Here is a 23625-nt window from a genome sequence, read left to right on the forward strand (position 1 = left end):
CGGGGACGGCTCTTCAACCGGGGGCCGCGGAGCTGGGGCGAAGGAGGAAGTGGTCCTGCCAGATCTCCCGCAACACCGCCTCGGGTGTGGTCTCGGCGACCTCGTCCACCGCGATCCGCCCGGACAAAGCCACCAGCAGGGCGTCGAGCACGGCGCCGGTGTAGGCCGGCGGCAGATCGCGCGGCGGGTCGGCCGAGTCCGGCAGCTCGCCGCGCACGTCCCGCATGTCGATCAGCTGCATCGCGACGAGCGTCAGGTCGATCGCGCCGCGGACGCTGGACCCGCCGCGCAGGTCAGGGTGCCCGCGCGTGGCGCGGGTGAGGGCTACCGCGTCGGCGACGAGCCGCGCCGACCCGCACCCGGTGCGCCGGACGACGATCTCACGTTCGGCCTGCGTGTCCTGATAGTCCACCGCCAGCCGGCAGAACCGGTCGTGCACGCTCATCGACAACCGGACGGTGCCGATGTTGTCGAACGGGTTCATCGAGGCCACCACGCGGAACGCCGGATCGGCCTCGACCGTGCCCACCCGCGGCACCGTGATCCGCCGCTCCGCCATCGCGGTCAGCAGGCTGTTCAGTGTGTCCTCGGGCGAGCGGTTGAACTCTTCGAGGTAGAGCACCCCGCCGGCCCGCATCGCCGCCACCAGCGGGCCGGGCACGAAGTTGTCCTCGTGGTAGCCCTCCGACAGCACCCGTGCCGGATCGTGATAGCCGACCAGGCGTGCCGGCGTGAGATCGGCGTTCCCCTCGACGAACATCAGCGGACTGCCGAGCTCGGCGGTGATGGCGCCGAGCAGGGTGGACTTGCTGGTGCCCGGTGGCCCCTCGAGCAGCACGTCGCGCCCCGCGCCGATGGCAGCGAGCAGGAGGTCGGTTTCCCGGGCCCGGCCCACCACCCGGTCCGCGACTCCCCGGCGGACCTCGGCCATCGGTCGGGTGGTGCGCTGCATGCTCACGTCCTCGTGTACCCCTGGGATCCGTTCGTTTCCTCGGACAACTATGCACCGGGTGGACCCACGGGGCGGACCGATTCGGCGATCCATGCGCAGAATCGCAGTCCCCACCCCCTAATGTCGACGCAATGACCGTCCCGAACCCCTTGGACCCGACCGAGATCGGGTCGGCGCTCGCCGCGTTCGAACCCCGCTCCCTGCCGCTGGAAGGCCGGCGTCACGCGGCGGTGGTCGTCGCCGTACTCGACGACGGGCACGGCAACCCTGTCGTGCCGCTCACCCGCCGCCCGACCCGTCTGCGAGCGCACCCCGGCCAGTTCGCCCTGCCGGGCGGACGTCTCGACGACGGGGAGACACCCGAGGTGGCCGCGCTGCGCGAGCTGCACGAGGAACTCGGCCTGCGCACCGACCCCGGCGGCATTCTCGGCCGCCTCGACGACTACATCACCCGCTCGGGTTACGTCATCTCCCCGTACGTCGTCTGGGCGGATGCCGCGATCGACGATCTCGTGCCCAACCCCGACGAGGTGGCCGCACTCTATGCCGTCACCGCATCCGAGCTCGACAGCGAACCCCGGTTCGTCGCCATACCGGAATCGGACAAGCCGGTGATCCAGTGGCCGTTCCGGGGACATCTCGTCCACGCCCCCACCGCGGCGGTGGTGTACCAGTTCCGGGAAGTCGTGCTCCACCGTCGCAGCACCCGCATCGACGACCTGGAACAGCCCGTGTTCGCGTGGAGGTGACGAGTCGGCCGGCCGGCGGCGACGAGGTGTGTGCAAGGCTGTCGGAACCGACCCCACCCGAACGACAGGACGGACGATGAACGACGCGACGACGGCCGGTGCGCCGGCTCGATCCGACCGCATCGTCACCGTCCCCAACGTGTTGAGCGTCGTCCGCCTGGTCGGCATCCCGATCTTCCTCTATCTGGTCCTCGTCCGGCACGCCGACGGATGGGCGCTTGCGGTCCTCATGCTCAGCGGAATCACCGACTGGGCCGACGGCAAGCTCGCGCGGCTGCTCGACCAGGCCTCGCGGCTCGGCGCGGTGCTGGATCCGCTCGTCGACCGCCTCTACGTCGTCACCACCCTCCTCGCCCTGGTGGCCCGCGGCATAGTGCCGTGGTGGATCGCCGTGGTTCTGATCGGCCGGGAGCTGGTCCTCGCTCCGACCCTGGCCGTCTACCGTCGCCGTGGCCTGCCGCCCCCGGAGGTGCTGTACCTGGGTAAGGGCGCCACCTTCCTGCTGATGTTCGCGTTGCCGCTCCTGCTGGCCGCGGAAGCGCTTCCCGCCGCGGCCGGCGTCCTCGCGCCCGCGGGGTGGGCCGCCCTCCTCTGGGGTACTGCCCTCTACGTGTGGACGGGCGTGCTCTACCTGTCGCAGGCGGTGCGGACGGCCCGTGCGGTACCCACCCCGGGAGGGCCTGCCACCGAATGAGCCGCAACTGGGAGCAGATCCGCCGCAACCCCGTGCCGTCGCTGCTCAAGGCGCTTCTCGAGGACCACCTCGACCCCGGCTACGCGGCCGCGGCGCACGACCGCGCCGCCGGCCACGCCCGGCCCAGCCGGGTCGGCATCGGGCTCTGGCTGGTCCTCGGTGGCCTGCTCGCCGGACTCGTCCTCGGAGTGGCCTACGCCCAGAACATCGAGCGGGAATCCGGTACCGACCAGGCACGCAACGAGATCCTCGCCACCGTCCGCACCGCCGAGGACCGCAACGACGTACTCGCGGCCACCCGCGACGACGTGGCCACCCAGGTGGAACAGCGCCGCATCGAGGTGCTCGCCGACGACGAACAGGGTGCGGCGGTGCTCGACCGGCTCGCCCGAGCCGAGGAGGCCGCCGCCGCGGCTCCCGTGCGCGGCCCCGGCATCACAGTCACCCTCGCCGATCCGACCTCGCGTCCCGACCTGACGGACTCCGCGGAGAAGGACCGCGCCCGCAGCACCTCGGTGATCCTCGACCGCGACCTGCAGTCGGTCGTCAACGCCCTCTGGGCCGGCGGGGCCGAGGCCGTCGCGATCAACGGGGTACGGGTCGGTCCCGGTGTCACCGTCCGGCAGGCCGGGGGAGCGATGCTCGTGGACAACCAGCCGGTCTTCTCGCCCTACACGGTCGCCGCCGTCGGGTCACCGGCCGAACTGCAGACCGGCTTCGTCGTCAGCGACGCCTACCTGCGTATGTCGGGGGTGCAACAGCTGTACGGGGTAGGTTTCACCATCACGGAGGCGACGGACCTCGCGTTGCCGGGCGCCTCGGTACGCGACGTCGCATCGGCACGGGAAACGGGAGAGCGGTGAAGACTGTGGCGACCAAGCGCGGATACGCCCTCTATGCGGTGCTGGCCCTCGGCGTGGGCATCGCCGTGGGTGTGATCTTCAGCCCCCAGGTTCCCGACGTGGTCCAGCCCTACCTGCCCATCGCGGTGGTCGCCGCGCTCGACGCGGTCTTCGGGGGACTACGCGCCTATCTGGACGAGATCTTCGACGCCAAGGTGTTCGTCGTCTCCTTCACCTTCAACGTGCTCGTCGCCGCACTGATCGTCTGGCTCGGCGACCAGCTCGGGGTGGGCACCCAGCTCTCCACCGCGGTCGTCGTGGTCCTCGGTATCCGGATCTTCGGCAATGCATCCGCGCTGCGACGCAGACTGTTCGGGGCGTAGCCGGATGCATGAGGGCAAGCACGAATGGCACGAACCGGCCGAGAGCGGCGCGGCGCGCCGCTCTCGGATCGTCTTCTCCGCCCTGGCGGCGCTGCTCATGGTGGTGCTGGGCGTGGGAATCGCCACGCAGGTCAGGAACACCGGTTCGGGCGACGCGCTCGACTCCGCTCGGCCGGCCGACCTGCTGGTGGTGCTCGACAACCTCAACCGCCGCGAAGCGGAGCTGCGGCAGGAGATCACCACACTGGAACAGACGCTGGCCAGCCTGGAACGGAACGGCTCCGAAGCCGCACTCGCGGAGGCGCAGCAGCGCCTCTCGGCCCTGGAGATCCAGGTGGGTACCGCCCCGGCGGCCGGTCCGGGAGTGATCTTGACCATTGCCGACCCTCGGCGCGGCGTGGGACCGGAAGTCCTCCTCGACACGATCCAGGAGCTGCGCGCCGCGGGGGCGGAGGCCGTCCAGGTCGCCGGAACCGGCGGCCCCGCCGTCCGTATCGGCGTGGACTCCTGGGTGGGCGGCACCGCCGGTGCGCTGGTCGTCGACGATCGATCGATCGCAGCGCCCTACGCCGTCGCCGCGATCGGGGACGCGCCCACGCTGGCGGCGGCTCTGAACATCCCCGGCGGCGTGGTCGACACGGTGGCGCGCGCGGGCGGGTCGGTACAGATCGAACAGTCGCCGCAGGTCGAGGTACCCGCCTTGCGGGAGATCGAGCCGCGACAATACTCTCAGCCCGGTAATTGAACCCGGCGTTCCACGCGAATGTCGCTGCCCGAAAGGACCTGTCGTGAGTGAGTTCCGAACACCCGCCGATCTGCGTTACACGGCGGAGCACGAGTGGGTTCGCCGAACCGGTGACGCGACTGCGCGCGTCGGCATCACGGACTACGCCCAGTCACAGCTCGGCGACGTCGTCTTCGTGCAATTGCCGGAGACGGGAGCGGAGATCACCGCGGGCGACTCGTTCGGCGAGGTGGAGTCGACCAAGAGCGTTTCCGACGTGTTCGCGCCGCTCACGGCGAAAGTCGTTGGGGTGAACCCGGATCTGGATGCCAATCCCGAGCTCGTCAACAGCGATCCGTACGAGGCCGGCTGGTTGGTGGACCTCGAGGTCGGCAGCAAGGACGAGCTCGACGCCGCTCTGGCGAGCACGCTCGACGCGGACGGGTACCGCGCGATCACGCAGAACTGACGCCGCGTCCGGCCGGGACCGCGTCTGCCTGCACGAAGGACGTTGCGCAGGGTACGGTCAACGGTAGGCGTGTGCCGGGTCGGGGCGCGGGTCCGTACCGGAAGTGATCGTGGCTGAACGAAACTGCGGCCCAGGGGGAGCGATCCCGAAGGGTCGAACGGATAAGGAGATACGGTGAGCGAGAACGGCAACGCGGGCTACGAGGAAACCCCTGCGGAAACCACTTCGGTGTTTCGTGCCGACTTCCTGAACGAACTCGATACCACCGGCGCGGGCACGGGGACGACCGAGGCCCCCGTCTCGGGGGTCGAGGGGCTTCCCACAGGATCGGCGCTGCTCGTCGTCAAGCGCGGCCCGAACGCCGGGTCGCGTTTCCTGCTCGATCAGCCGACGACGTCGGCCGGGCGTCACCCGGACAGCGACATCTTCCTCGACGACGTGACGGTGAGCCGCCGGCACGCCGAGTTCCGTCAGGACGAGGGCGAGTTCCAGGTCGTCGATGTGGGAAGCCTGAACGGCACCTACGTCAACCGCGAGCCGGTGGACTCGGCGGTTCTCGCGAACGGCGACGAGGTGCAGATCGGAAAGTTCCGGCTGGTGTTCCTCACCGGCCCGCGGGGTTCGCAGGGCACGGGTAGCTGATGACCGCTGCCCGCCAGCCGTCACCGGGGGGAATGTCGATCGGGTCCGTGCTCGATCGGCTCCGTCCCGAGTTTCCGGACGTGACGATCTCGAAGATCCGCTTCCTCGAATCCGAGGGACTGATCAGTCCGGAACGCACCCCGTCGGGTTATCGACGTTTCTCGATCGCGGACTGCGAGCGCCTGCGGTACGTGCTGACCGCGCAGCGGGACCAGTACCTGCCGCTGAAGGTGATCAAGGAACAGCTCGAGGCGATCGACCGTGGTGTCGCGACGGTGGGCTCGGTGGAGAGCCGCCCGAAGCGGCCCCGGCCCCTGGCGGTGGCGCCGGGCGAGGTGTCGCCGGAGGATCTGCGCACGGACCGGGAGGTGCGGGTCGGCCGGGAGGACCTGTGCCGGCAGGCGGGCATCGAATCGTCCTTCCTCACGGAGCTGATCCGCGCCGGGCTCATCGTGCCCGGCGCGGCCGGCTTCTTCGACGAGGATGCGGTGCTGCTGGCTCGCACCGCCAAGGCCATGTCCGAGTTCGGCCTCGAGGTCCGGCACCTGCGTGCCTTCAAGCTCGCGGCCGACCGGGAGGCGGGCCTGGTGGCGCAGATCGCCGGTCCGGTCGCGAAGGGCCGGGACGTCGGGGCGCGCGCCCGGGCCGAGGAAATGGTGCGGGAATTGGCGGCGTTGTCGTTGACGATGCACACGTGCCTCGTCAAGGCGGCCGTTCGGGGCGCTCTCGATCGGTGAGTGTGGCAGCGGTGGCAACGACTCTGACGACGGCGGCTCGTTGGCACTAGAATTCAGGGGGATATCGGCGGACGGTTCGCCACCGACGCACAGCAGGGATGGGAGGCGGCTCGATGAGCGAGATGCGAGTAGTGGGGATTCGGGTCGAGCAACCGCAGAATCAGCCTGTCCTTCTGCTGCGCGAGGTCGACGGTGATCGGTATCTGCCGATCTGGATCGGCCAGATGGAGGCCACGGCGATAGCGCTGGAACAGCAGGGTGTCGAGCCGGTCCGGCCTCTGACGCACGACTTGATCAAGAATCTGGTCGATGCGTTCGGCCGCACCCTCCAGGAGGTCCGGATCGTGGATCTCAAAGAGGGGACGTTCTACGCCGATCTCGTCTTCGACGGTGGTCTGCGCGTGTCGTCCCGTCCTTCCGATGCGGTCGCTGTAGCCTTGCGCATCGGCGCGCCGGTCTTCGTGGAGGAGCCGGTGCTGGTGGAAGCGGGCCTCGTCATGCCGGATGAGCGGGAGGACGAGGTCGAGAAGTTCAAGGAGTTTCTCGAATCCGTGTCCCCCGACGACTTCAAGGCGACGGACGGCTGATCGTCGACCATCGCCGAGGTTCTGTCGCGACTCCCGGTCACGGTGGCCGGGGCGCGCTCTGCGACGAGTGGTACAGGACCGGAAGATCGTTGTCCGGTCGGCGTGTTGCTGCCCAACTTTTCGCACGGGGCGTACGCTGAGTGAATCGCTACGGATCGACTCGGTGGGTCAAGCGGGCGCTCGACGATCGGATGGGGTGGGGGATCCGCCCGTCGTTCGTTCCGGGGCACGCCTGTGCACGCGAGAGGGAGTCACAACAGTGGGAGATCGGCCGCAGGGACAGCAGCTCAGCTTCGACGCCGTCGACCGCGAGGCCCCGTCACGGGCATCTCTCGACGCCGACGAGATGCAGCCGGGTCTGTTCCCGGACGATTCGGTGCCTGACGAGCTCGTCGGCTACCGCGTGCCGATCGCCTGCCAGATCGCCGGCATCACCTACCGTCAGCTCGACTACTGGGCGCGGACGAATCTGGTCGTTCCGTCCATCCGGGGCGCGGCGGGTTCGGGCAGCCAACGGCTCTACTCGTTCAAGGACATCCTGGTCCTGAAGATCGTCAAGCGTCTGCTGGACACGGGCATCTCCCTGCAGAACATCAGGGTAGCGGTCGACCACCTCCGGGAACGCGGAGTACGGGACCTAGCGAAGATCACCCTGTTCTCCGACGGCACCACCGTGTACGAGTGCACCTCACCGGAAGAGGTGGTCGATTTACTGCAGGGCGGACAGGGCGTGTTCGGGATCGCGGTGAGCGGCGCGATGCGGGAGTTGACGGGCAGCATCGCCGACTTCCCGGCCGAGCGGGCGGACGGCGGCGACATCGAGCAGCGTCCCGAGGACGAACTGGCCTCCCGCCGTCGCGAACGTGTCAATCGGCGGATCGGCTAGACGCTCGTCACACGAAACACCTGCGGCCTCGGTGCTGCCCGGGTGTCCCCGTGCCCTAGAATCGGTGATACGTCGCCGCCGTGCGGGAGAGTTCCGGACCTGTTCCGGACGCCGAAGGAGCAGCACCTCCCCGTCAATCTCTCAGGCATCGAGGACCGTGCGGGCACCGACGTCTCTGGAAAGCGGTGGGAGCACCCACCCGCCCACGGGGAAAGGGCCGGCTCGCTCCGGTACCGAATCTCTCAGGCGCTCGCCCCGGCGAGCTCGCGACAGAGGGGGAGGACACGCACCGTGCGACCCCCTGCGCGGATGCGGACCTCCGACCTCAGGGAGTCGCGATGACCGACGCCGCTACGTACACCTTCGCCGACCGCCACGTCGGCCCCGACGCGGCGGGACTGCGCCGCATTCTCGACGTCATCGGCGTCGAATCCCTCGACGAGCTGGCCGTCAAGGCGGTGCCCGCCGGCATCCTCGACGCCCGGGCCGACGGAGTCGCGGACGGACTCGAGTCGCTCGACGCGCCGATGTCGGAACACGAGGTACTGACGGCGCTGCAGGAACTCGCGGGCCGGAACACCGTCGCGACATCGATGATCGGCCAGGGGTACTACGGCACGCTGACCCCGCCGGTACTGCTGCGCAACATCATCGAGAATCCCGCCTGGTACACCGCATACACCCCGTACCAGCCGGAGATCAGCCAGGGGCGCCTCGAAGCGCTCCTCAACTTTCAGACCATGGTCTCGGACCTGACCGGTATGGAGGTCGCCAACTCGTCGATGCTGGACGAGGCGACCGCCGCCGCGGAGGCGATGACGCTGCTCAAGCGCGCCAACCGCAAGTCCAGGAGTGCGCGGGTCGTCGTGGACGCCGACCTGTTCGCCCAGACCGCCGCGGTCCTGGCGACCCGGGCAGAACCGTTGGGGATCGAGATCGTCACCGCGAACCTCGTCGACGACGGCCTGCCCGAGGGAGAGTTCTTCGGCGTCGTCCTGCAGATCCCGGGTGCCTCCGGCCGGGTGTTCGACGCGGGCCCCCTCGTCGAGGCGGCGCACGAGCGTGGGGCGCTCGTCGCGGTGGGCGCGGACCTGCTGGCGCTCACTCTGCTCACCCCGCCCGGGGAACAGGGCGCGGACGCGTGCTTCGGCACCACCCAGCGCTTCGGCGTGCCGATGGGGTTCGGCGGGCCGCACGCCGGCTATCTCGCCGTGCACGCCGCCCATGCCCGCAACCTTCCGGGCCGGCTCGTCGGTGTGTCGGTCGACGCGGACGGCGCACCGGCCTATCGGCTGGCGTTGCAGACGCGTGAGCAGCACATCCGGCGCGAGAAGGCGACCAGCAACATCTGCACCGCACAGGTTCTCCTCGCGGTGCTCGCTGCCATGTACGCGTCGTACCACGGGGCCGAGGGCCTGGCCGGGATCGCGACCCGCGTGGCCGGCCAGGCCGCCCGTCTCGCGGCGTCGCTGAAGGCGGCCGGTATCGACGTGGTGCACGACAGCTTCTTCGACACCGTGCTGACCCGCGTTCCCGGCCGCGCCGACGCGGTCGTCGCGGCGGCGCTCGAGGCCGGCATCAACGTTCGTCGCGTCGACGGGGACCACGTGGGGATCTCGTGCGACGAAGCGACCCGGGACGCCGACGTGGCCGCGGTCCTGGCCGCGTTCGGGGCGGAGGACACCTCGGCCGCAGCCACACCCGCCGTGCCGCGGCAGCTCGCGCGCACGAGCGCGTACCTGCAGCACGAGGCGTTCACCCGATACCGCACCGAGACCGCGATGATGCGGTACCTGCGCCGCCTGTCGGACATGGACCTTGCGCTCGACCGCACCATGATCCCGCTGGGTTCGTGCACGATGAAGCTCAATGCCGCCACCGAGATGGAGGCGATCACCTGGCCCGAGTTCTCGGCGCTGCATCCTTTCGCCCCTGCAGAGCAGACCGCGGGCATCCGCCGGCTCATCGGCGACCTGGAAGGGTGGCTGGCCGCGGTGACCGGGTACGACGCGGTGAGCCTGCAGCCGAACGCGGGTAGCCAGGGCGAGTACGCCGGGCTGCTCGCCATCCGCCACTACCACCTGAGCCGGGGCGACGAGCATCGGGACACCTGCCTGATCCCGTCGAGTGCGCACGGCACCAACGCCGCCTCCGCGGTCATGGCCGGCATGCGCGTCGAGGTCGTGGCGTGCCGGTCCAACGGTGACGTCGACCTCGACGATCTGCGTGCGAAAATTTCCGACCACGCCGAACGTCTCGCCGCGATCATGATCACGTACCCGTCGACCCACGGGGTCTACGAACACGAGATCGCCGACATCTGCGGTGCCGTGCACGACGCCGGCGGGCAGGTGTACATCGACGGCGCCAACCTGAACGCCCTCGTCGGTCTGGCGCGTCCCGGCAAGTTCGGAGGCGACGTGAGTCATCTGAACCTGCACAAGACCTTCTGCATCCCGCACGGTGGTGGCGGCCCCGGCGTGGGGCCGATCGGCGTGCGCGCGCACCTGGTGCCGTTCCTGCCCGGCCACCCGGCCGAACCGGGTCTCGGGGGCGGTGGGCCGGTGTCGGCGGCGCCCTTCGGATCGGCCTCCATCCTCCCGATCACGTGGGCGTACATCAAGCTGATGGGGGCCCAAGGCCTGCGGCGGGCGTCGCTGACGGCGATCGCGTCGGCGAACTACATCGCGCGCCGGCTCGACGAGTACTTTCCCGTCCTGTACACGGGCGAGAACGGCATGGTGGCGCACGAGTGCATCCTCGATCTGCGCCCCCTGACGAAGGATACGGGGGTCACGGTCGACGACGTGGCCAAGCGCCTGGCGGACTACGGCTTCCACGCGCCGACCATGAGCTTCCCCGTCGCGGGCACCCTGATGGTCGAACCCACCGAGAGCGAGGATCTCTCCGAACTCGACGCGTTCATCGACGCGATGATCGCCATCCGCGGCGAGATCGATCGCGTCGGGGCAGGGGAGTGGCCGGTGGACGACAACCCACTGCGCGGCGCACCGCACACCGCCCAGTGCCTGGTCGGGGAGTGGACCCACCCCTACAGCCGTGAGATCGCGGTGTATCCGCTGGGGCAGAGCCGCGCGAAGGTGTGGCCCGCGGTGCGCCGCATCGACGGGGCGTACGGGGATCGGAACCTCGTGTGCTCGTGCCCGCCGTTGGAGGCCTACAGCAGCTGAGCGCATTTTCGGGGGCTGGGTGTCGGTAGCCCAGCCCCCGAAAGACTACGGACAGTATTCCGAGCCTAACGGAACTTTATAAATAACCGAACCACACCCCACGTCACCTCAACCGCGAAACAACCACAGAAAAACAGCCCAGACGAAAAGGTCAGCCCGGGAAGGTCTTCAGTTCCAGGATTGCCACTTCCGGAGGGGTGGCAATCCGTACCGGCGGACCCCAGGCGCCGGTACCGCGGGAGGTGTACACGAGAGTGTCGCCGAACCGGTCGAGTCCCGTCACCGTCGGCTGTTGCAGAGGCACGACGTATCCGAGCGGCCACATCTGTCCGCCGTGCGTGTGGCCGGACAATTGCAGGTCGACGCCGTGGTCGCGGGCCTCGAACACCTGCCGGGGCTGATGGGCGGCCAAGAGGACGAAGCGCTCGGGATCGCGGCCCTGCAACGCTGCGGTGAGATCCGCTTCGTTCGGGGCCGGTGCCGAGTAATCGTGAATGCCCGCGAGATCGATGACATCGCCGCCGCGCTCCAGGGCGACTCGTTCGTTGCGGAGGGTGCGTACGCCGAGGGTTTCCCAGAAATCGAGCCAGGACAGCGCGTCGTCGGCGTAGTACTCGTGGTTGCCGCTGACTCCGTAGACCCCGAGGGGAGCCCGCAGGTCGGCGAGGGGAGCGAGATCCTGCCCGACGAACGCGATCGTGCCGTCGGTGAGGTCCCCGCCGAGAACGATCAGGTCCGGCTGCTGCGCGTTGACGAGGTCCACCGCGCGACGGGTGAATTCGCGGCCGCGGGACGGGCCGACGTGCAGGTCGGTGACGAGGGCGACCCGCATCCCGTCGAATCCGGCCGGAAGCCGGCGCAACGGGATCCGGGTGTGCACGACCCGGGGCCGAGCGGCCTCGACCGTGCCGTAGCCGACCGCGGCGACCGCGGCGACGGTCAGCGTGCCCGTCGCGATCTGCAGGGCGCGCCGCCTGGAGGGATCCGGGGGGTGGGCGTCGCCGCGCCGGAAACGGCGTACCGCTCGCGCCGCGAGGCACACGATCCCGATCAGGAGCGTGCCGAGGACCAGGTACAGCACGACGCCGAGCCAGGTCCAGCCGAGGAATCCGAACGGGCGGGCCCAGCGCGGGTCGAGCGACGTGCCGCTCTGCGCGCCGATCAGAGCGACGACGAGGAGGACGCCGAGCGCGGTGTTCGCAGCGATTGCCGAGCGGCCGCGCAGGCCGGGGGCTCGGACGAGACGGCGGTGGAGCCAGAAGGTGACGAGGGCGAGGAACGTCCCCGCGACGAGAAGGCGGATCACGGTGTCAGGACATCAGCTTTCGGATGGCGGCGGCGAGATCGGGTCCGTCGGTCGTGGCGACGGGGACGAGCGCACCGCCGGTGCGGTCGGCGAGTGTTTGCAAGGTGTTGCGGTTCGTGTCGTCGCCGAGCGCCACGACGTCGATCCGGACGGGTCGATCGGGGTCGCCGGCGGCGGCGACGAGGTCGAGGATGCGTTGGCGGGAGGTGTCGTCGTCGTTGGCACTGTCCGTGATCAGGAGGACGGAGTTGGGCCTGCCGGGGGTGTGGTTGCGGACGGCGTCGACGTAGGCGGCGGCCAGAGACCGGTAGACGGCGGAACCGTCGGTGGTGTCGGCACCGGTCAGGGCGGCGGTCAGCGCGGTGCGCTGGTCCGCGGTGAGGGTGCCGCGCGCCACCGTGGCGCGGTACGGAGTCGTGCCGTCGAGGTCGCGGGCGAAGACCCACACGGCGAGTGTCGAGGCATCCGGCGAGCGGGAGACGTGCTGGTCCAGGGCAGTGGCGATGTGGGCGAGACGGGTGTCGTCACCCTCGACGGTTCCCATGGACGTGGACGTGTCGAGGAGGATCGTGGTGGCGCGGGGTGCGACGGGTGCGCGCCGGTGGTCGAGGAGGATGTCGGCCACGGCTGGGGCGGCGCGGTTCAGGTTCTGTTCGATGCGGGGGAAGGGAACCGCGTCGGTGCGGGGGACGGGCTGGCCGTCGACTCGGAAGCCGGCGTCGGCGAGGACGCGGGCCGCGTCGGGTTCGCGGAGGTGGCCGGCGAGTTCGGCGGCGGCGCGGGAGAGGGTCTCGTCGACCCACGGGGCGTCGACCACGGCGGCGGGGAAGTCGGCGGTGGGGGTGGGGCCGGCGGGAACGAATTCGACGAGGCCGGCGGCGCCACCCGAGGCGACCGCCGTGTGCAGTTGTTGCTCGGTGATCGGTACGGCGTGCACCGCCCCGTCGGCGCCGGGCCCGTCGGCGAGGGTGGTCAGGGCTGCGGCGGTGGTCGGTCCGGCGCCGTCTCCGAGGGCGTCGGCGCCGAGCGCGAGCGCACCGACGGCGGAGGTGGCTGCGGGGGAGGCGGCCTGTTCGGCGGTCAGGGGACCGGTTCCGGCGTCGGTGGCTGCGGCAGCGACGGCCTCGAGGGCGGGAGTGGTGGCGTCGGCGTCGGTGCCGGTGGGCAGGGCCAGGCGGAGGCCGGCCCAGCCGTCGAGGCCCAGGCCGGCGAGGGTGCTGCCGTCGGACTGGAGGGAGGGCAGCTGGCGCCATCCGGTGCCGGCGGTGCTGAGGGCGCGCTCGAGCTCGGCCGGGACGGCCAGCACGACCGGGGAGGTGGCGAGGGAGCGGGTCTGGCCGTCGAGGGCCTGTGCCGCGCGCGCGGTGGCGTCGCTGCTGAAAGGGACCCAGAGTGCGGGTGGGGGGCCGAGGGTGGGGTCCCAGCGGGGATCGGCGGTGAGGGCGGTCGTGGCCGGGGTGGTGGCGACGGGGGTGACGCGCACGTCGATGCAGTGGTCGCGGACGACGGGGCGGGTGTCGGTGACCCACCGGGCGGCGAGGGTGGTCAGTGTGGGGGCGACGGCGGGATCGGCGGCGACGTCGAGGAGCGCGTCGCCTTCGACGCAGGTCTGCGCGGCTTCGGTGGCCTGCTCGTCGATGCGTTCGCGCAGGCGGAACCAGCCGACGGTGGCGAGGACGAGTGCGAGTGCTACGGCGACGGCGATGATCGGGCCCTTGCTGACGCCTCTGGCGCGGCCCGTGCCGCGATGTCGACCCACGTGTTTCCTGCCTGTCGTCGTGCCTGCCCCGCCGTTCCCGGAGTCTAGTGATCGGCCGGTGAGACGCCACGGCCCCCGATCCGGTGGATCGGGGGCCGTGGGCCGTGGCTCAGGCTCGGCAGCCGTGGGCGGCCTTGAACTCGAGGCGGCGGCGGTGCAGGATCGGCTCGGTGTAGCCGCTGGGCTGCGTGGTGCCTTCGAGGATCAGTTCCTTGGCGGCCTGGAAGGCGATGCTGCCGTCGAAGTCGGGGGCCATCGGCAGGTAGGTGGAGTCGCCCGCGTTCTGCCGGTCGACGACGGGGGCCATGCGCTGCAGGGCGGCGACGACGTCGTCGGCGGTGACGATGCCGTGGTGGATCCAGTTGGCGAGCAGCTGGCTGGAGATGCGCAGGGTGGCGCGGTCCTCCATGAGCGCGACGTCGTGGATGTCGGGCACCTTGGAGCAGCCGACGCCCTGGGAGATCCAGCGCACGACGTAGCCGAGGATCGACTGGCAGTTGTTGTCGAGCTCCTCGCGCTTCTGCTCGTCGGTCCAGTCGGTGCTGGGGGCGAGGGGGATGGTGAGGATGTCGTCGACGGTGGCGCGGCGCTTGCCCTTCAGTTCGTCCTGCACGGCGAACACGTCGACCTGGTGGTAGTGGGTGGCGTGCAGGGTGGCGCCGGTGGGCGAGGGGACCCAGGCGGTGTTGGCGCCGGCCTTGGGCTGGCCGATCTTCTGTTCGAGCATGTCGGCCATGAGGTCGGTCATGGCCCACATGCCCTTGCCGATCTGGGCTTTGCCCTGCAGGCCGGTGGCCAGGCCGGTGTCGACGTTCCAGTCCTCGTAGGCGAGGATCCACTTCTGCTTCTTCATCTCGGCCTTGCGCACCATGGCGCCGGCCTCCATGGAGGTGTGGATCTCGTCGCCGGTGCGGTCGAGGAATCCGGTGTTGATGAACACGACGCGCTCGCTGGCCTCCTTGATGCAGGCCTTCAGGTTGACGGTGGTGCGGCGTTCCTCGTCCATGATGCCGACCTTGAGGGTGTTGGCCGGCAGGCCCAGCACCTCTTCGACCCGGCCGAAGAGTTCGGTGGTGAAGGCGACTTCCTCGGGGCCGTGCTGCTTGGGCTTGACGATGTAGATCGAGCCGGTGCGGCTGTTGGCGAGCGGCCCGGTGTCCTCGCCGACGGACAGGCCGTGCACGGCGGCGAGGCTGGTGATCAGCGCGTCGAGGATGCCCTCGGGGACCTCGTTGCCCTCGGAGTCGAGCACGGCGGGGTTGGTCATGAGGTGGCCGACATTGCGGACGAACAGCAGGGACCGGCCGTGCAGGGTGAGGTCGGAGCCGTCGGGGGCGACGTAGACGCGGTCGGCGTTGAGGGCGCGGGTGAAGGACTTGCCGCCCTTGGAGATCTCCTCGGCGAGGTCGCCGCGGTTGAGGCCGAGCCAGTTGCGGTAGCCGATGACCTTGTCGTCGGCGTCGACGGCGGCGACGGAGTCCTCGAAGTCCATGATGGTGGTGATGGCCGATTCGAGGACGACGTCCTTGACACCGGCGGCATCGGTCTTGCCGATCGGGGATTCGGGGTCGATCTGGATCTCCACGTGCAGACCGTGGTTGCGCAGCAGCACGGACGTCGGGGCGTCCTTCTCGCCGAGGTAGCCGACGAACTTCTCGGACTGGGCGAGTGTGGTGACGGTGCCGTCGCCGAGTTCGACCTTCAGCTCCTTCCCGTCGACGAAGTACCGGGTGGAGTCGGCGTGCGATCCGGTGGCGAGGGCGGCGGCGGTGTCGAGAAAGTTGCGGGCCCAGGCGATGACCTTGTCGCCGCGGACCTTGTTGTAGCCGGTGCCCTTCTCGGCGCCGCCTTCTTCGGAGATGGCGTCGGTGCCGTAGAGGGCGTCGTACAGCGAGCCCCAGCGGGCGTTGGAGGCGTTGAGGGCGAAGCGGGCGTTGAGGACGGGCACCACGAGCTGCGGCCCGGCGGTGGTGGCGATCTCGGCGTCGACACCGCCGGTGGTGACCTGGAAGTCGGCGGGTTCGGGGACGAGGTAGCCGATGTCCTGGAGGAACGCCTTGTAGGCAGCGGCGTCGTGCGGCTGGCCCTTGCGGTCGCGGTGCCAGGTGTCGATCTGCGCCTGGAGGTCGTCGCGCACGGCGAGCAGGGCGCGGTTGCGGGGGGCGAGGTCGTGGATCACCTTGTCGGCGCCGGCCCAGAACTCGGCCGCGTCCACCCCGGTGCCGGGGATCGCCTCGTCGACGACGAAGTCGTAGAGCACCTTGGCGACCTGGAGTCCACCGACTTGCACGCGTTCAGTCATTACCTGCCTCACTCTTTCCGGGACCTGTGCGCTCGCGTCGGCGGTGCCGACGGGCAGCACGACGAACAGCACTCACGTTACCCGCCGGTAGTTTCGGGCAGGTCGGTTCGACCCGCCGCCGGGGCGGTACATCGATTCAGCAGCTCCTCTCCAGGGCCGCGGCGCGATGGTGAGCGCCGACCGCTCGCGGGCGTACTGTGCGCGCCCGGAAGCGGTCTCGATCGTGATCGGCGAGTAGCCGTAATCGCTCAGATCATACGGGGTGGCCCGCGAACCCGGCCCGCCCGGGCGGGCCGGGCGGCCGGGCGCTCACGCGGCCCGCCGGGCGTCGTCGAGCAGTCCGGTGAGGTTGGCGAGGGCGGGGCGGACGTGGGTGCCGAATCGCCTCGTCGCTTCCCGGACAAGGGGCCGGTCGGCGCGGTGCCGGAGCCCCCGGGACGTGTTGAGGCGGGAACGCTCGAGCCAGTCCGCCATGTCCGGTTCCTTCGACCACGCGTACTCGGCGCTCGTCTCGACGAGCGTTCCGCGGATCCAGTCGAGGGGGACGTCCGGTAGCCGGTTCGGTGGGCAGAGCCGGTTCTTCTCGGCCAGGTCCCGGCCGGTGGCCTCCACGAATCCGACGAGGGCGGCGTTGAACGGGATGAGCCCGGTCCGGATCGGTTGCAGCGTGATACGGCCCTCCTCGAAGATCGGGACGGCCGGGGCCGGGTTCAGGCCCGGGGCGGCACAGTGCACGTGCAGGTGGTCGGGCCCGGTACCGATCGTTCCGTGGTCGAGCACGATCTCGTCGCGTGCGATGCGCCGGACGTGCCCGAGGCGGACGACGTCGTCGATGCGCCGGAGCTGGGCGAGTTCGGCGGTGCTCGCCGTCGGGCCCTTGTACATGGTGGGGGTGACTCGCTCGTCGACGCGCAGCAGCTGTTCGCTCGCCTCGAGCCGGGCGAACAGGTCGTCCGTGCTCGTCGCCTGCGCTGCGGCTTCCATCTGCCGGGCGAGTCCGTCGATCAGGTTGCCGACCAGTTCGCCGCCCTGCGCGAACCAGCGGTTGCGCAGCCAGGCCTCGCGCGGTTTGATCCAGCGGACGGCGTCCGGTGGCACTCCCATCCGCAGCAGCCACAGGCTCGCGTCCATCGCTGTCTTGCCGGCGCCGATGACGACGTACCGCTCGGCAGGCTCGGCGACCCGCGCGAGCGCGTTCACGGGGACACAGCGGACGGCGGGGGCGACGTCGAACGGCGGGGCGAACGTCGCCGGGACCGCCGGCTCGAGGTAGGTGGCGTCGACGAGCGCCTTCCGGACCGTCACCTCGTACCGGTCGGCGGCGACCCGGGAGACGAAGCGGTGGCCGCCGACGTACTCGCTCATCGGGAAGTACCGCACGGATCCCGATGCCAGGAGACGCCGGCGCATGACCCGGTCGTAGTACGCGCAGATCTCGGGGGCGCCCGCCTGCTCGTACATGCCCCGGTTCGGGCCGACGTCGTCGATGGTGTCCGTACCGAGCGGCAGTGAGTTGACGCCGTAGTACGCGGACGGCTGGTGCAGCCGGACGAACGGGTAGGCCTCCTGCCAGTGTCCGCCGGGTGCGTGCCGCCGGTCCACCATGACGACGTCCGCGTCGGAGTCGGTGATCAATGCGTCCGCGAACGCCATGCCGGCCGCGCCGCAGCCGATCACCAGATAGTCCGTTTCCAGCCTGTGGGTGGGCATGTCCCGTTCCTCTCCGGGCAGGTGCGGTTCCGGGCTACCGGTCGGGTGCGGCGGGCCGGATGTTCTGGTTGATGTGGAAGACGTTGTCCGGGTCGTAGCGCCGCTTGATCCGGGTGAGCCGGTCGTAGTTCCCGCGGTAGGCGGCTTCGACCCGGTCCTGTCCCTCGCTCATCAGGAAGTTGACGTAGGCGCCGCCGGCGGAGGTCGGGTGCAGTTCCTCCCAGTAGTCGCGGGCCCACCGCGTGATGAGGTCGGCGTTGGCGGGGTCGGGGTCGACGCCGACGATGACTCCCGCCCATCCGCCGCCCCGGTACGCGAAGGGGGTCGCGTCCTCGGGGACACGGCTGGTGGCGCCGTCGATGGGATAGAGGTGCATGGTGGAGTGACCGGTCGGCAGCTGCTGCCCGTACCGGCAGTGCACGTCGATCGCGGCGTCGGTGATCTCGTCGAAGAAGTCCGCCCGCCAGTACCACTGCAGGCCGGGCGGGTAGAGGGCGTCGAATGCGCTCTGCAGCACGGTGAACGGCATGTCGTGCAGGCCGACCAGCAGCGGCGAGCCGTAGGTCCGGATGGGCTCGAGCACCTCGTCGGCCTTGCCGTGCGGTCCGGTGTAGCACCAGACGATGCCGCAGCACCTGCGGCCCCAGAGGTCCTCGGGGAACGGGGCGGCGGGTGGGACGGTGAGCAGCGCGATCCAGCCGCTGAGTTCCTCCGGGAGCGCCGGCAGCAGTTCCCGGTACCAGCGCATGACGTCGGCGGTGTCGGCGAGGTCGTAGAGCACCGGGCCGCCGACGATCATGCCGGCTTCGCCGATGTCGTGGCAGCGGAAGGTGAAGGAGGTGACGACGCCGAAGTTCCCGCCGCCGCCGCGCAGCGCCCAGAACAGGTCGCTGTGCGAGTTCTCGTCGGCCGTCACGAGCGTGCCGTCGGCGAGCACCACGTCGGCGGAGAGAAGGTTGTCGACGGTCAGCCCGAAGCGCCGGGAGAGATAGCCGATGCCGCCACCGAGGGTCAGCCCGCCCACACCCGTGGACGAGAGGAAGCCGGACGGGGTGGCCATGCCGAAGGCGACCGTGGCGTGGTCGACGTCGCCCCAGGTGCATCCGCCGTCGACGCGGACGGTGTGGTGTGCCGGATCGACCGTGGTACTGCGCATGAGGGACAGGTCGACGACGAGCGCGTCGTCCCACACGCCGAGGCCGCCGGCGTTGTGCCCGCCGCCGCGCACGGCCAGGGTGAGGGCGTGGGCGCGGCCGAAGCGGACGCAGGAAACGACGTCGGCGGCGTCCCGGCAGCGTGCGATCGCCGCGGGGTGTTTGTCGATCATGCCGTTGTAGACGGCACGCGCCGTGTCGTAGCGGGTGTCGCCGGGGGTGATCAGGTCGCCGCGCAGGGCCGCGGCCAGGTCGTCGTACGGCACGGCGCCGGCCGACCGGGTCGAGATGGTGGTCACGGGAGTCCCTTTCGGGTCGGTCGCTCGCCGTTGCGGGCGTTGTACCGTCGACCCTAGGAAGAAGGCGTTCGCGCAGCGTTCGAGTGCGCGCAGCCGGTCACGGGGCCGGGGGAACGCCCGGGAGCGGCAGGTGAACGCCGCGTTCGGCGAGGTCCCGCGCGCAGCGCCGGAGCAGGGCGGCACTGCCGTGGGCGGCCGCGGTCCGGGCGGCGGCGCGCAGCCGCGCGATCGCGGCGTCGTGGTCGTCGTGCGCCGCGCGCATCCGCATCACCTCGGGCAGCCACCACAGGTCGTCGCGGGCCTGTCCGGCGACGAGGGCGGCATCGAGCGCGGCGCGGGCGGCGCCGGGATCTCCTTCCCGCACCGACAGGTCGGCGAGCAGCGAGAGCCAGTACGGCATCCGGGCGAACGAACCGGCCGCTCGGAGTGTGTCGATGCCGCGCCGCGCCTGCGTGAGGCCGGCCTCGCCGCCGCGGGACCAACCGCCGAGAATCAGCGCCCACTCGCTGTAGTAGGCGAATCCGTACCGGACGCACAGGTCGGTCAGTTCCGCGACGGCGACGTCGAGGGCGGCGGGGTCTGCCCGCAGGTGGTGGGTGATGCCGCTGTAGGCCAGGGCGACGGCCAGGCTGTACGGATGATCGATCGTCCGGGCCAGCCGGACGGCCTCGTTGCAGCAGGTCAGTGCGGCGTCGTTGTGGCCGAGCAGCCAGTGGGCGTGTGCCGCCCAGGCGCTGCCGTGCACGTCGGGCCGGGTGCCGACGGTCAACGAGGGAGCGCCCCGGGTCAGTGCGGCCGCGCGGTCGAAGTGGTGGAGCGCCTCCTCGGGGCGGCCGAGCTCGACCGCCGAACCGGCGAATGCGAAGTGGGCCGATCCGCTCAGCGGGGAGCCGGGGTCGACGAGGGTCAGGGCGCGGGTCGCCACCTCGTGGGCGCCGGCAATGTTTCCCTGCACGAACCGCGACGACCAGAGCCCGACGAGGCCGGCCAGGAGGGAGTCCTTGCGGCCGAGGGATGCGGCCAGCCGGATCGAGCGCTCGAGGGTCTGTTGCAGTTCGGGGGAGGAGTAGCCGTATCTGGCGTTGAGCGGCGCCGCCATCGCTTCGCGGACGGCGAGTTCCTGTACGGCGGCGCTGCGCCCCTCGAATTGGGTGCGGGCGATGACGAGCGCCTTCTTGTGCAGTCGGATCGCCTCGGTGTGGGCGAAGGTGCTCGAGGCGACATCGGCCGCGCGACGGTAGTAGGCCACTGCCCGGTCCGGTCGTCCCCCGCGGGCGTACTGCTCGGCGAGTTGCGCCGAGACGCTGTCGCTGTCGTCGGCGTGCAGCAATTCGAGGCTCTGCGCGAGACGGCGGTGCAGCAGCCAGCGCTGGGGCGGGCTGATCCGGGCGTAGGCGGCGTCGCGGAGCAGGTCGTGGGAGAAGTCGTAGCCGTCGCGGAACTGTCGCAGGATTCTGCGTTGCCACAGCTCGTCGACGGCGCGCACCACGGCGTCGGCGTCGAGGTCGCTGGCCTCGGTGAGCAGGTCGAGGGTGAAGTTGCGGCCTACCGCCGCGGCGAGTCCGGCGACGTCCCGTGCGGCGGGGCTCACCTGCTCGATCCGGTCGTGCAGCACGTCGGCCAGGCTGCCGGCGGGGGCGAGGTCCGGTCCGCTGTGCATCGCTTCGATGATGTAGAGCGGGAAGCCTCCGGTGGTCGCGTGCAGCAGTTCGGCGTCCTGCAGGTCGAGCGGGCACCCGCCGAGCGCCTCGGCCAGGCGGGCGGTGCCGGAGACCCCCAGGGGCTGCAGTGGCAGCTCGGTGAGCAGACCGGCGGTCCGCATCCGGACGGCCCATTGCTCGAGGTCCCGGCTCTCGTCGGTGTCGTCGGTGCGGGCTGTCGCGGCCACCATCAGGGGCGCGTCGGGGGTCAGGGACAGGCAGAACGTCAGGAACGTCAGCGTCTCCGGGTCGCACCACTGGATGCTGTCGAGGGTCAGCAGGACCGGGCGGCCGCCGCCGATCAGGGCCCGCGCCAGGCCTTCGAAGAACCGGAGGCGCTGCCAGGCGTCGACCATCGCCCGGAGGCCGGCGCCGGGTTCCGGGCGGGTGGTGCCGGACGGTACGAGCCTGTCGACCTCGGCGCGCCAGAGCGGGTCGAGCGCGGCGAGCGTGGGCTGGACCGCGGGGGTGCGGAGCCAGTCCGCGACCGGGGCGAGGGCGAGCCGTCCGGACGTTCCGAAGCACTGGGTGCTCGCCACCACTGCGGGTTGTGCGCGGGCCGTGTCGGCGATCTCGGCGACCAGGCGGGTCTTGCCGACGCCGGCGCCGCCGGTGACGAGGACGAGGGTGGGGCGGCCGGCGGCCGCCGTGCGCCACGCCTCGTGCAGCCGACGGAGTTCGCGTGAGCGTCCGACGAGTGCCGGGGCGGCGAGTCCGGGCCGCCGGGCCGCCGGCTCGGCGGTCGGGCGGGCGGCCGCGGTGGGGGCCGCGTGGGCGAGCAGGCGGTCGGCGAGTGTGCGCGTCGCCGGGTCCGGTGCCACCCCGAGTTCACGTTCGAGGAGGGCGGCGCAGCGGTGATAGGTGCTCACCGCGGCGGCGCGGTCGCCGTGCTCGGCCTGCAGGTGCATCAGGGTGCGGTATCCGCCCTCTTCCAGGGGCCGCAGGTGGATCCGGCGGCGGGCGGCGTCGATCGCCCCGGGGAGGTCGCCGGTGCGGGCCCGGAGCCGGCACAGCAGATCGCACAGGTCGACGCAGTGCCGTTCGAGATCCGAACGGGCCTCGAGGATCCAGTCGTCGTACATGCCGGGCAGCAGGGAGCCGCGGTATTCGGCGAGCGCCGTGGTGGCGTGCCGCAGCGCCGCCTCGTCGTCGCCGCTCGTCGCGGCCGCCAGGGCGGCGTGGTACTCGACGGTGAAGGTCCGTAGGTCCACCCGGCTGGTCTCGGTGTCGCGCCAGCACAGATCCCGGGAGGTCACTCCGACGGCCGGGTCGTCGTCGAGGGCGCGGCGCAGGTGGTGCAGTTCGCGGCGCAGGTTGGTCAGGGCCTGGGCGGTCGTCGAGTCGGGCCAGAACAGGGGGGCGATGAGCTGGCGGGGCTGTGGAACTCCGGCGTGGAGGGCGAGGTAGGCGACCAGGGTCGTGCCGCGGGGGGACCGCGTCACGACGGCGCCGGTCGTGTCGTCGGTGATCGACTGCTCACCCAGGACGGAGACGTACAGCATCGGGTCGTGGCCTCTCCAGACTTCAGCGTAGACCCGGCGGGGAGGGATATCGATCGTCGCGGGTGCCGAGTCGCGCGCCGGGGACGTCCCGGGGAGAGGGCAGGCGGCGGTGTCCGCTCAGCGGCGGCCGGCGTGCTCCCGGTCGGCGTCGAGCAGCCGGTGGCACCGGTCGAGCAGCGCCGCGCGCAGCGCGGTGGACCGCTCGGCCAGGACCGTCTGCTCGCGGACGTACTCCGCTCGTCCGCGGGGTGTTTCGATCGGTACCGGGGGGTAGCCGTACTCGCTCAGGTCGTACGGGCTGGCCCGCATGTCGAGTTCCCGGGCGGCGTAGGCCAGCTCGAAGCAGTCGACCGTCAGGTCCGTGTCGAGCAGCGGGGTGAGCTTGTAGCAGTATTTGTACAGGTCCATGGCGGCGTGCAGGCAGCCCGGTTGTTCCCGCCGTACCTGGTCGTCGCGGGTGAGCGGTTCGATGTTGAGGGGGCCGGCGTCCGGGGTGAAGAACCGGTACGCGTCGTAATGCGTGCAGCGCAGCTGCAACGACTCGACGACGGTGTCGGTGCCGGTGTGGCCGAGGCGCAGGGGTACGGAGCTGTGGCGGACGTCTTCGGGCCGAGTGCGGTAGAGCATCGCCCATTCGTGGAGACCGAAGCAGCCGAAGTGCGCGGGCCGGGATGCGGTGGCCTCGAGCAGGCCGGCGACGTATCGGACGGTCTCGCGCCGCCGGGCCAGGTGGGTGGGGTCGACCGTGACCCCGGTGCCGGTGGTCCGGTAGCCCCGCAGGGTGGCGTACTCCGCCGACGCGGAGCCGGTGAGGGTGGATCCGAAGCCGGGGTGCCAGCGCATGAGCTGGGACGGCGTGAAGCTGTAGTAGGTGAACAGGAAGTCGATCACCGGGTGGGTGGCGCCGCGCGCTCGCCGGTCGAGGTAGGGGCCGAGCAGCGCCGTCAGCCGGTGGCGGTGCCGCTCCCGGCGCGGCAGCCACTGCTCGGGTGCCAGGACCGCACTCATGGTTCCCGCCCGTAACGACTGCATCGGTG

Annotated in this window: 19 protein-coding genes and 1 riboswitch; of the genes, 11 read left to right on the plus strand and 8 right to left on the minus strand. The window is 70.9% G+C overall.

The genetic code is table 11. From position 1 onward, the window contains the following. Positions 1–13 precede the first annotated feature (13 nt). Positions 14–952: an AAA family ATPase gene (locus OCS65_RS14825; protein WP_050036365.1), complete on the minus strand. Its 939-nt coding sequence runs from the start codon at positions 950–952 to the stop codon at positions 14–16. Positions 953–1083: 131 nt separating this feature from the next. On the opposite strand from OCS65_RS14825, the gene OCS65_RS14830 reads away from it, so the two are divergent. The 11 genes from OCS65_RS14830 to gcvP all read left to right on the plus strand — a co-directional run bounded on the left by OCS65_RS14830 (position 1084) and on the right by gcvP (position 10856). Further along, positions 1084–1701 carry an NUDIX hydrolase gene (locus tag OCS65_RS14830; RefSeq protein ID WP_006936763.1) on the plus strand — a complete coding sequence of 206 codons (618 nt, stop codon included), beginning with the start codon at positions 1084–1086 and terminating at the stop codon, positions 1699–1701. Positions 1702–1777: 76 nt separating this feature from the next. Continuing rightward, entirely contained in the window at positions 1778–2395 is a 618-nt protein-coding gene (locus tag OCS65_RS14835; protein WP_006936765.1) for a CDP-alcohol phosphatidyltransferase family protein, read from the plus strand. Continuing rightward, positions 2392–3258 carry a DUF881 domain-containing protein gene (locus OCS65_RS14840; RefSeq protein ID WP_006936766.1) on the plus strand — a complete coding sequence of 289 codons (867 nt, stop codon included), beginning with the start codon at positions 2392–2394 and terminating at the stop codon, positions 3256–3258. The genes OCS65_RS14835 and OCS65_RS14840 overlap by 4 nt, the downstream gene beginning before the upstream one ends. 5 nt (positions 3259–3263) lie before the next feature. Next, positions 3264–3620, plus strand: coding sequence for a small basic family protein (locus OCS65_RS14845; RefSeq protein WP_029543853.1), 357 nt, complete (start codon positions 3264–3266; stop codon positions 3618–3620). Between the two features lie 4 nt (positions 3621–3624). Further along, entirely contained in the window at positions 3625–4365 is a 741-nt protein-coding gene (locus OCS65_RS14850) for a DUF881 domain-containing protein (protein WP_044475986.1), read from the plus strand. Between the two features lie 43 nt (positions 4366–4408). After that, a complete protein-coding gene (gcvH, locus tag OCS65_RS14855) occupies positions 4409–4813 on the plus strand; it encodes a glycine cleavage system protein GcvH (RefSeq protein WP_006936771.1) in 405 nt (134 codons plus the stop codon). A gap of 174 nt (positions 4814–4987) precedes the next feature. Further along, positions 4988–5455: a glycogen accumulation regulator GarA gene (garA, locus tag OCS65_RS14860; RefSeq protein ID WP_006936772.1), complete on the plus strand. Its 468-nt coding sequence runs from the start codon at positions 4988–4990 to the stop codon at positions 5453–5455. Beyond that, on the plus strand, positions 5455–6192 hold the full coding sequence (gene ftsR, locus OCS65_RS14865; protein WP_029543847.1) for a transcriptional regulator FtsR: 738 nt from the start codon (positions 5455–5457) through the stop codon (positions 6190–6192). The genes garA and ftsR overlap by 1 nt, the downstream gene beginning before the upstream one ends. Before the next feature lie 113 nt (positions 6193–6305). Further along, on the plus strand, positions 6306–6779 hold the full coding sequence (locus OCS65_RS14870) for a bifunctional nuclease family protein (protein ID WP_029543844.1): 474 nt from the start codon (positions 6306–6308) through the stop codon (positions 6777–6779). A 259-nt stretch (positions 6780–7038) separates the two neighbouring features. Beyond that, a complete protein-coding gene (locus tag OCS65_RS14875) occupies positions 7039–7665 on the plus strand; it encodes a MerR family transcriptional regulator (protein WP_006936775.1) in 627 nt (208 codons plus the stop codon). A gap of 73 nt (positions 7666–7738) precedes the next feature. Beyond that, a riboswitch (glycine riboswitch) is annotated at positions 7739–7833 on the plus strand. Positions 7834–8003: 170 nt separating this feature from the next. Further along, positions 8004–10856 carry an aminomethyl-transferring glycine dehydrogenase gene (gene gcvP, locus OCS65_RS14880; RefSeq protein WP_072635307.1) on the plus strand — a complete coding sequence of 951 codons (2853 nt, stop codon included), beginning with the start codon at positions 8004–8006 and terminating at the stop codon, positions 10854–10856. 151 nt (positions 10857–11007) lie between these two features. On the opposite strand, the gene OCS65_RS14885 is transcribed toward gcvP, so the two are convergent. The 7 genes from OCS65_RS14885 to OCS65_RS14920 all read right to left on the minus strand — a co-directional run bounded on the left by OCS65_RS14885 (position 11008) and on the right by OCS65_RS14920 (position 23596). After that, entirely contained in the window at positions 11008–12162 is a 1155-nt protein-coding gene (locus OCS65_RS14885; protein WP_168579690.1) for a metallophosphoesterase, read from the minus strand. A 4-nt stretch (positions 12163–12166) separates the two neighbouring features. Further along, positions 12167–13921, minus strand: coding sequence for a vWA domain-containing protein (locus OCS65_RS14890; RefSeq protein ID WP_263507190.1), 1755 nt, complete (start codon positions 13919–13921; stop codon positions 12167–12169). 109 nt (positions 13922–14030) lie between these two features. Beyond that, positions 14031–16223: a malate synthase G gene (locus tag OCS65_RS14895; RefSeq protein WP_263507191.1), complete on the minus strand. Its 2193-nt coding sequence runs from the start codon at positions 16221–16223 to the stop codon at positions 14031–14033. Positions 16224–16532: 309 nt separating this feature from the next. After that, positions 16533–17933 (minus strand): NAD(P)/FAD-dependent oxidoreductase, encoded by a 1401-nt coding sequence (locus OCS65_RS14905; protein WP_263507192.1) that lies wholly within the window; start codon positions 17931–17933, stop codon positions 16533–16535. Between the two features lie 34 nt (positions 17934–17967). Next, positions 17968–19386 carry an FAD-binding oxidoreductase gene (locus OCS65_RS14910; RefSeq protein ID WP_006936787.1) on the minus strand — a complete coding sequence of 473 codons (1419 nt, stop codon included), beginning with the start codon at positions 19384–19386 and terminating at the stop codon, positions 17968–17970. Positions 19387–19483: 97 nt separating this feature from the next. After that, positions 19484–22588, minus strand: coding sequence for an ATP-binding protein (locus tag OCS65_RS14915; protein ID WP_006936789.1), 3105 nt, complete (start codon positions 22586–22588; stop codon positions 19484–19486). 117 nt (positions 22589–22705) lie between these two features. Then, positions 22706–23596: a hypothetical protein gene (locus OCS65_RS14920; RefSeq protein ID WP_006936790.1), complete on the minus strand. Its 891-nt coding sequence runs from the start codon at positions 23594–23596 to the stop codon at positions 22706–22708. Positions 23597–23625 lie beyond the last annotated feature (29 nt).

Origin of the sequence: Rhodococcus aetherivorans, from assembly GCF_025722975.1 — a bacterium.
In the GTDB taxonomy this organism is placed as follows: Bacteria; Actinomycetota; Actinomycetes; order Mycobacteriales; family Mycobacteriaceae; genus Rhodococcus; species Rhodococcus aetherivorans.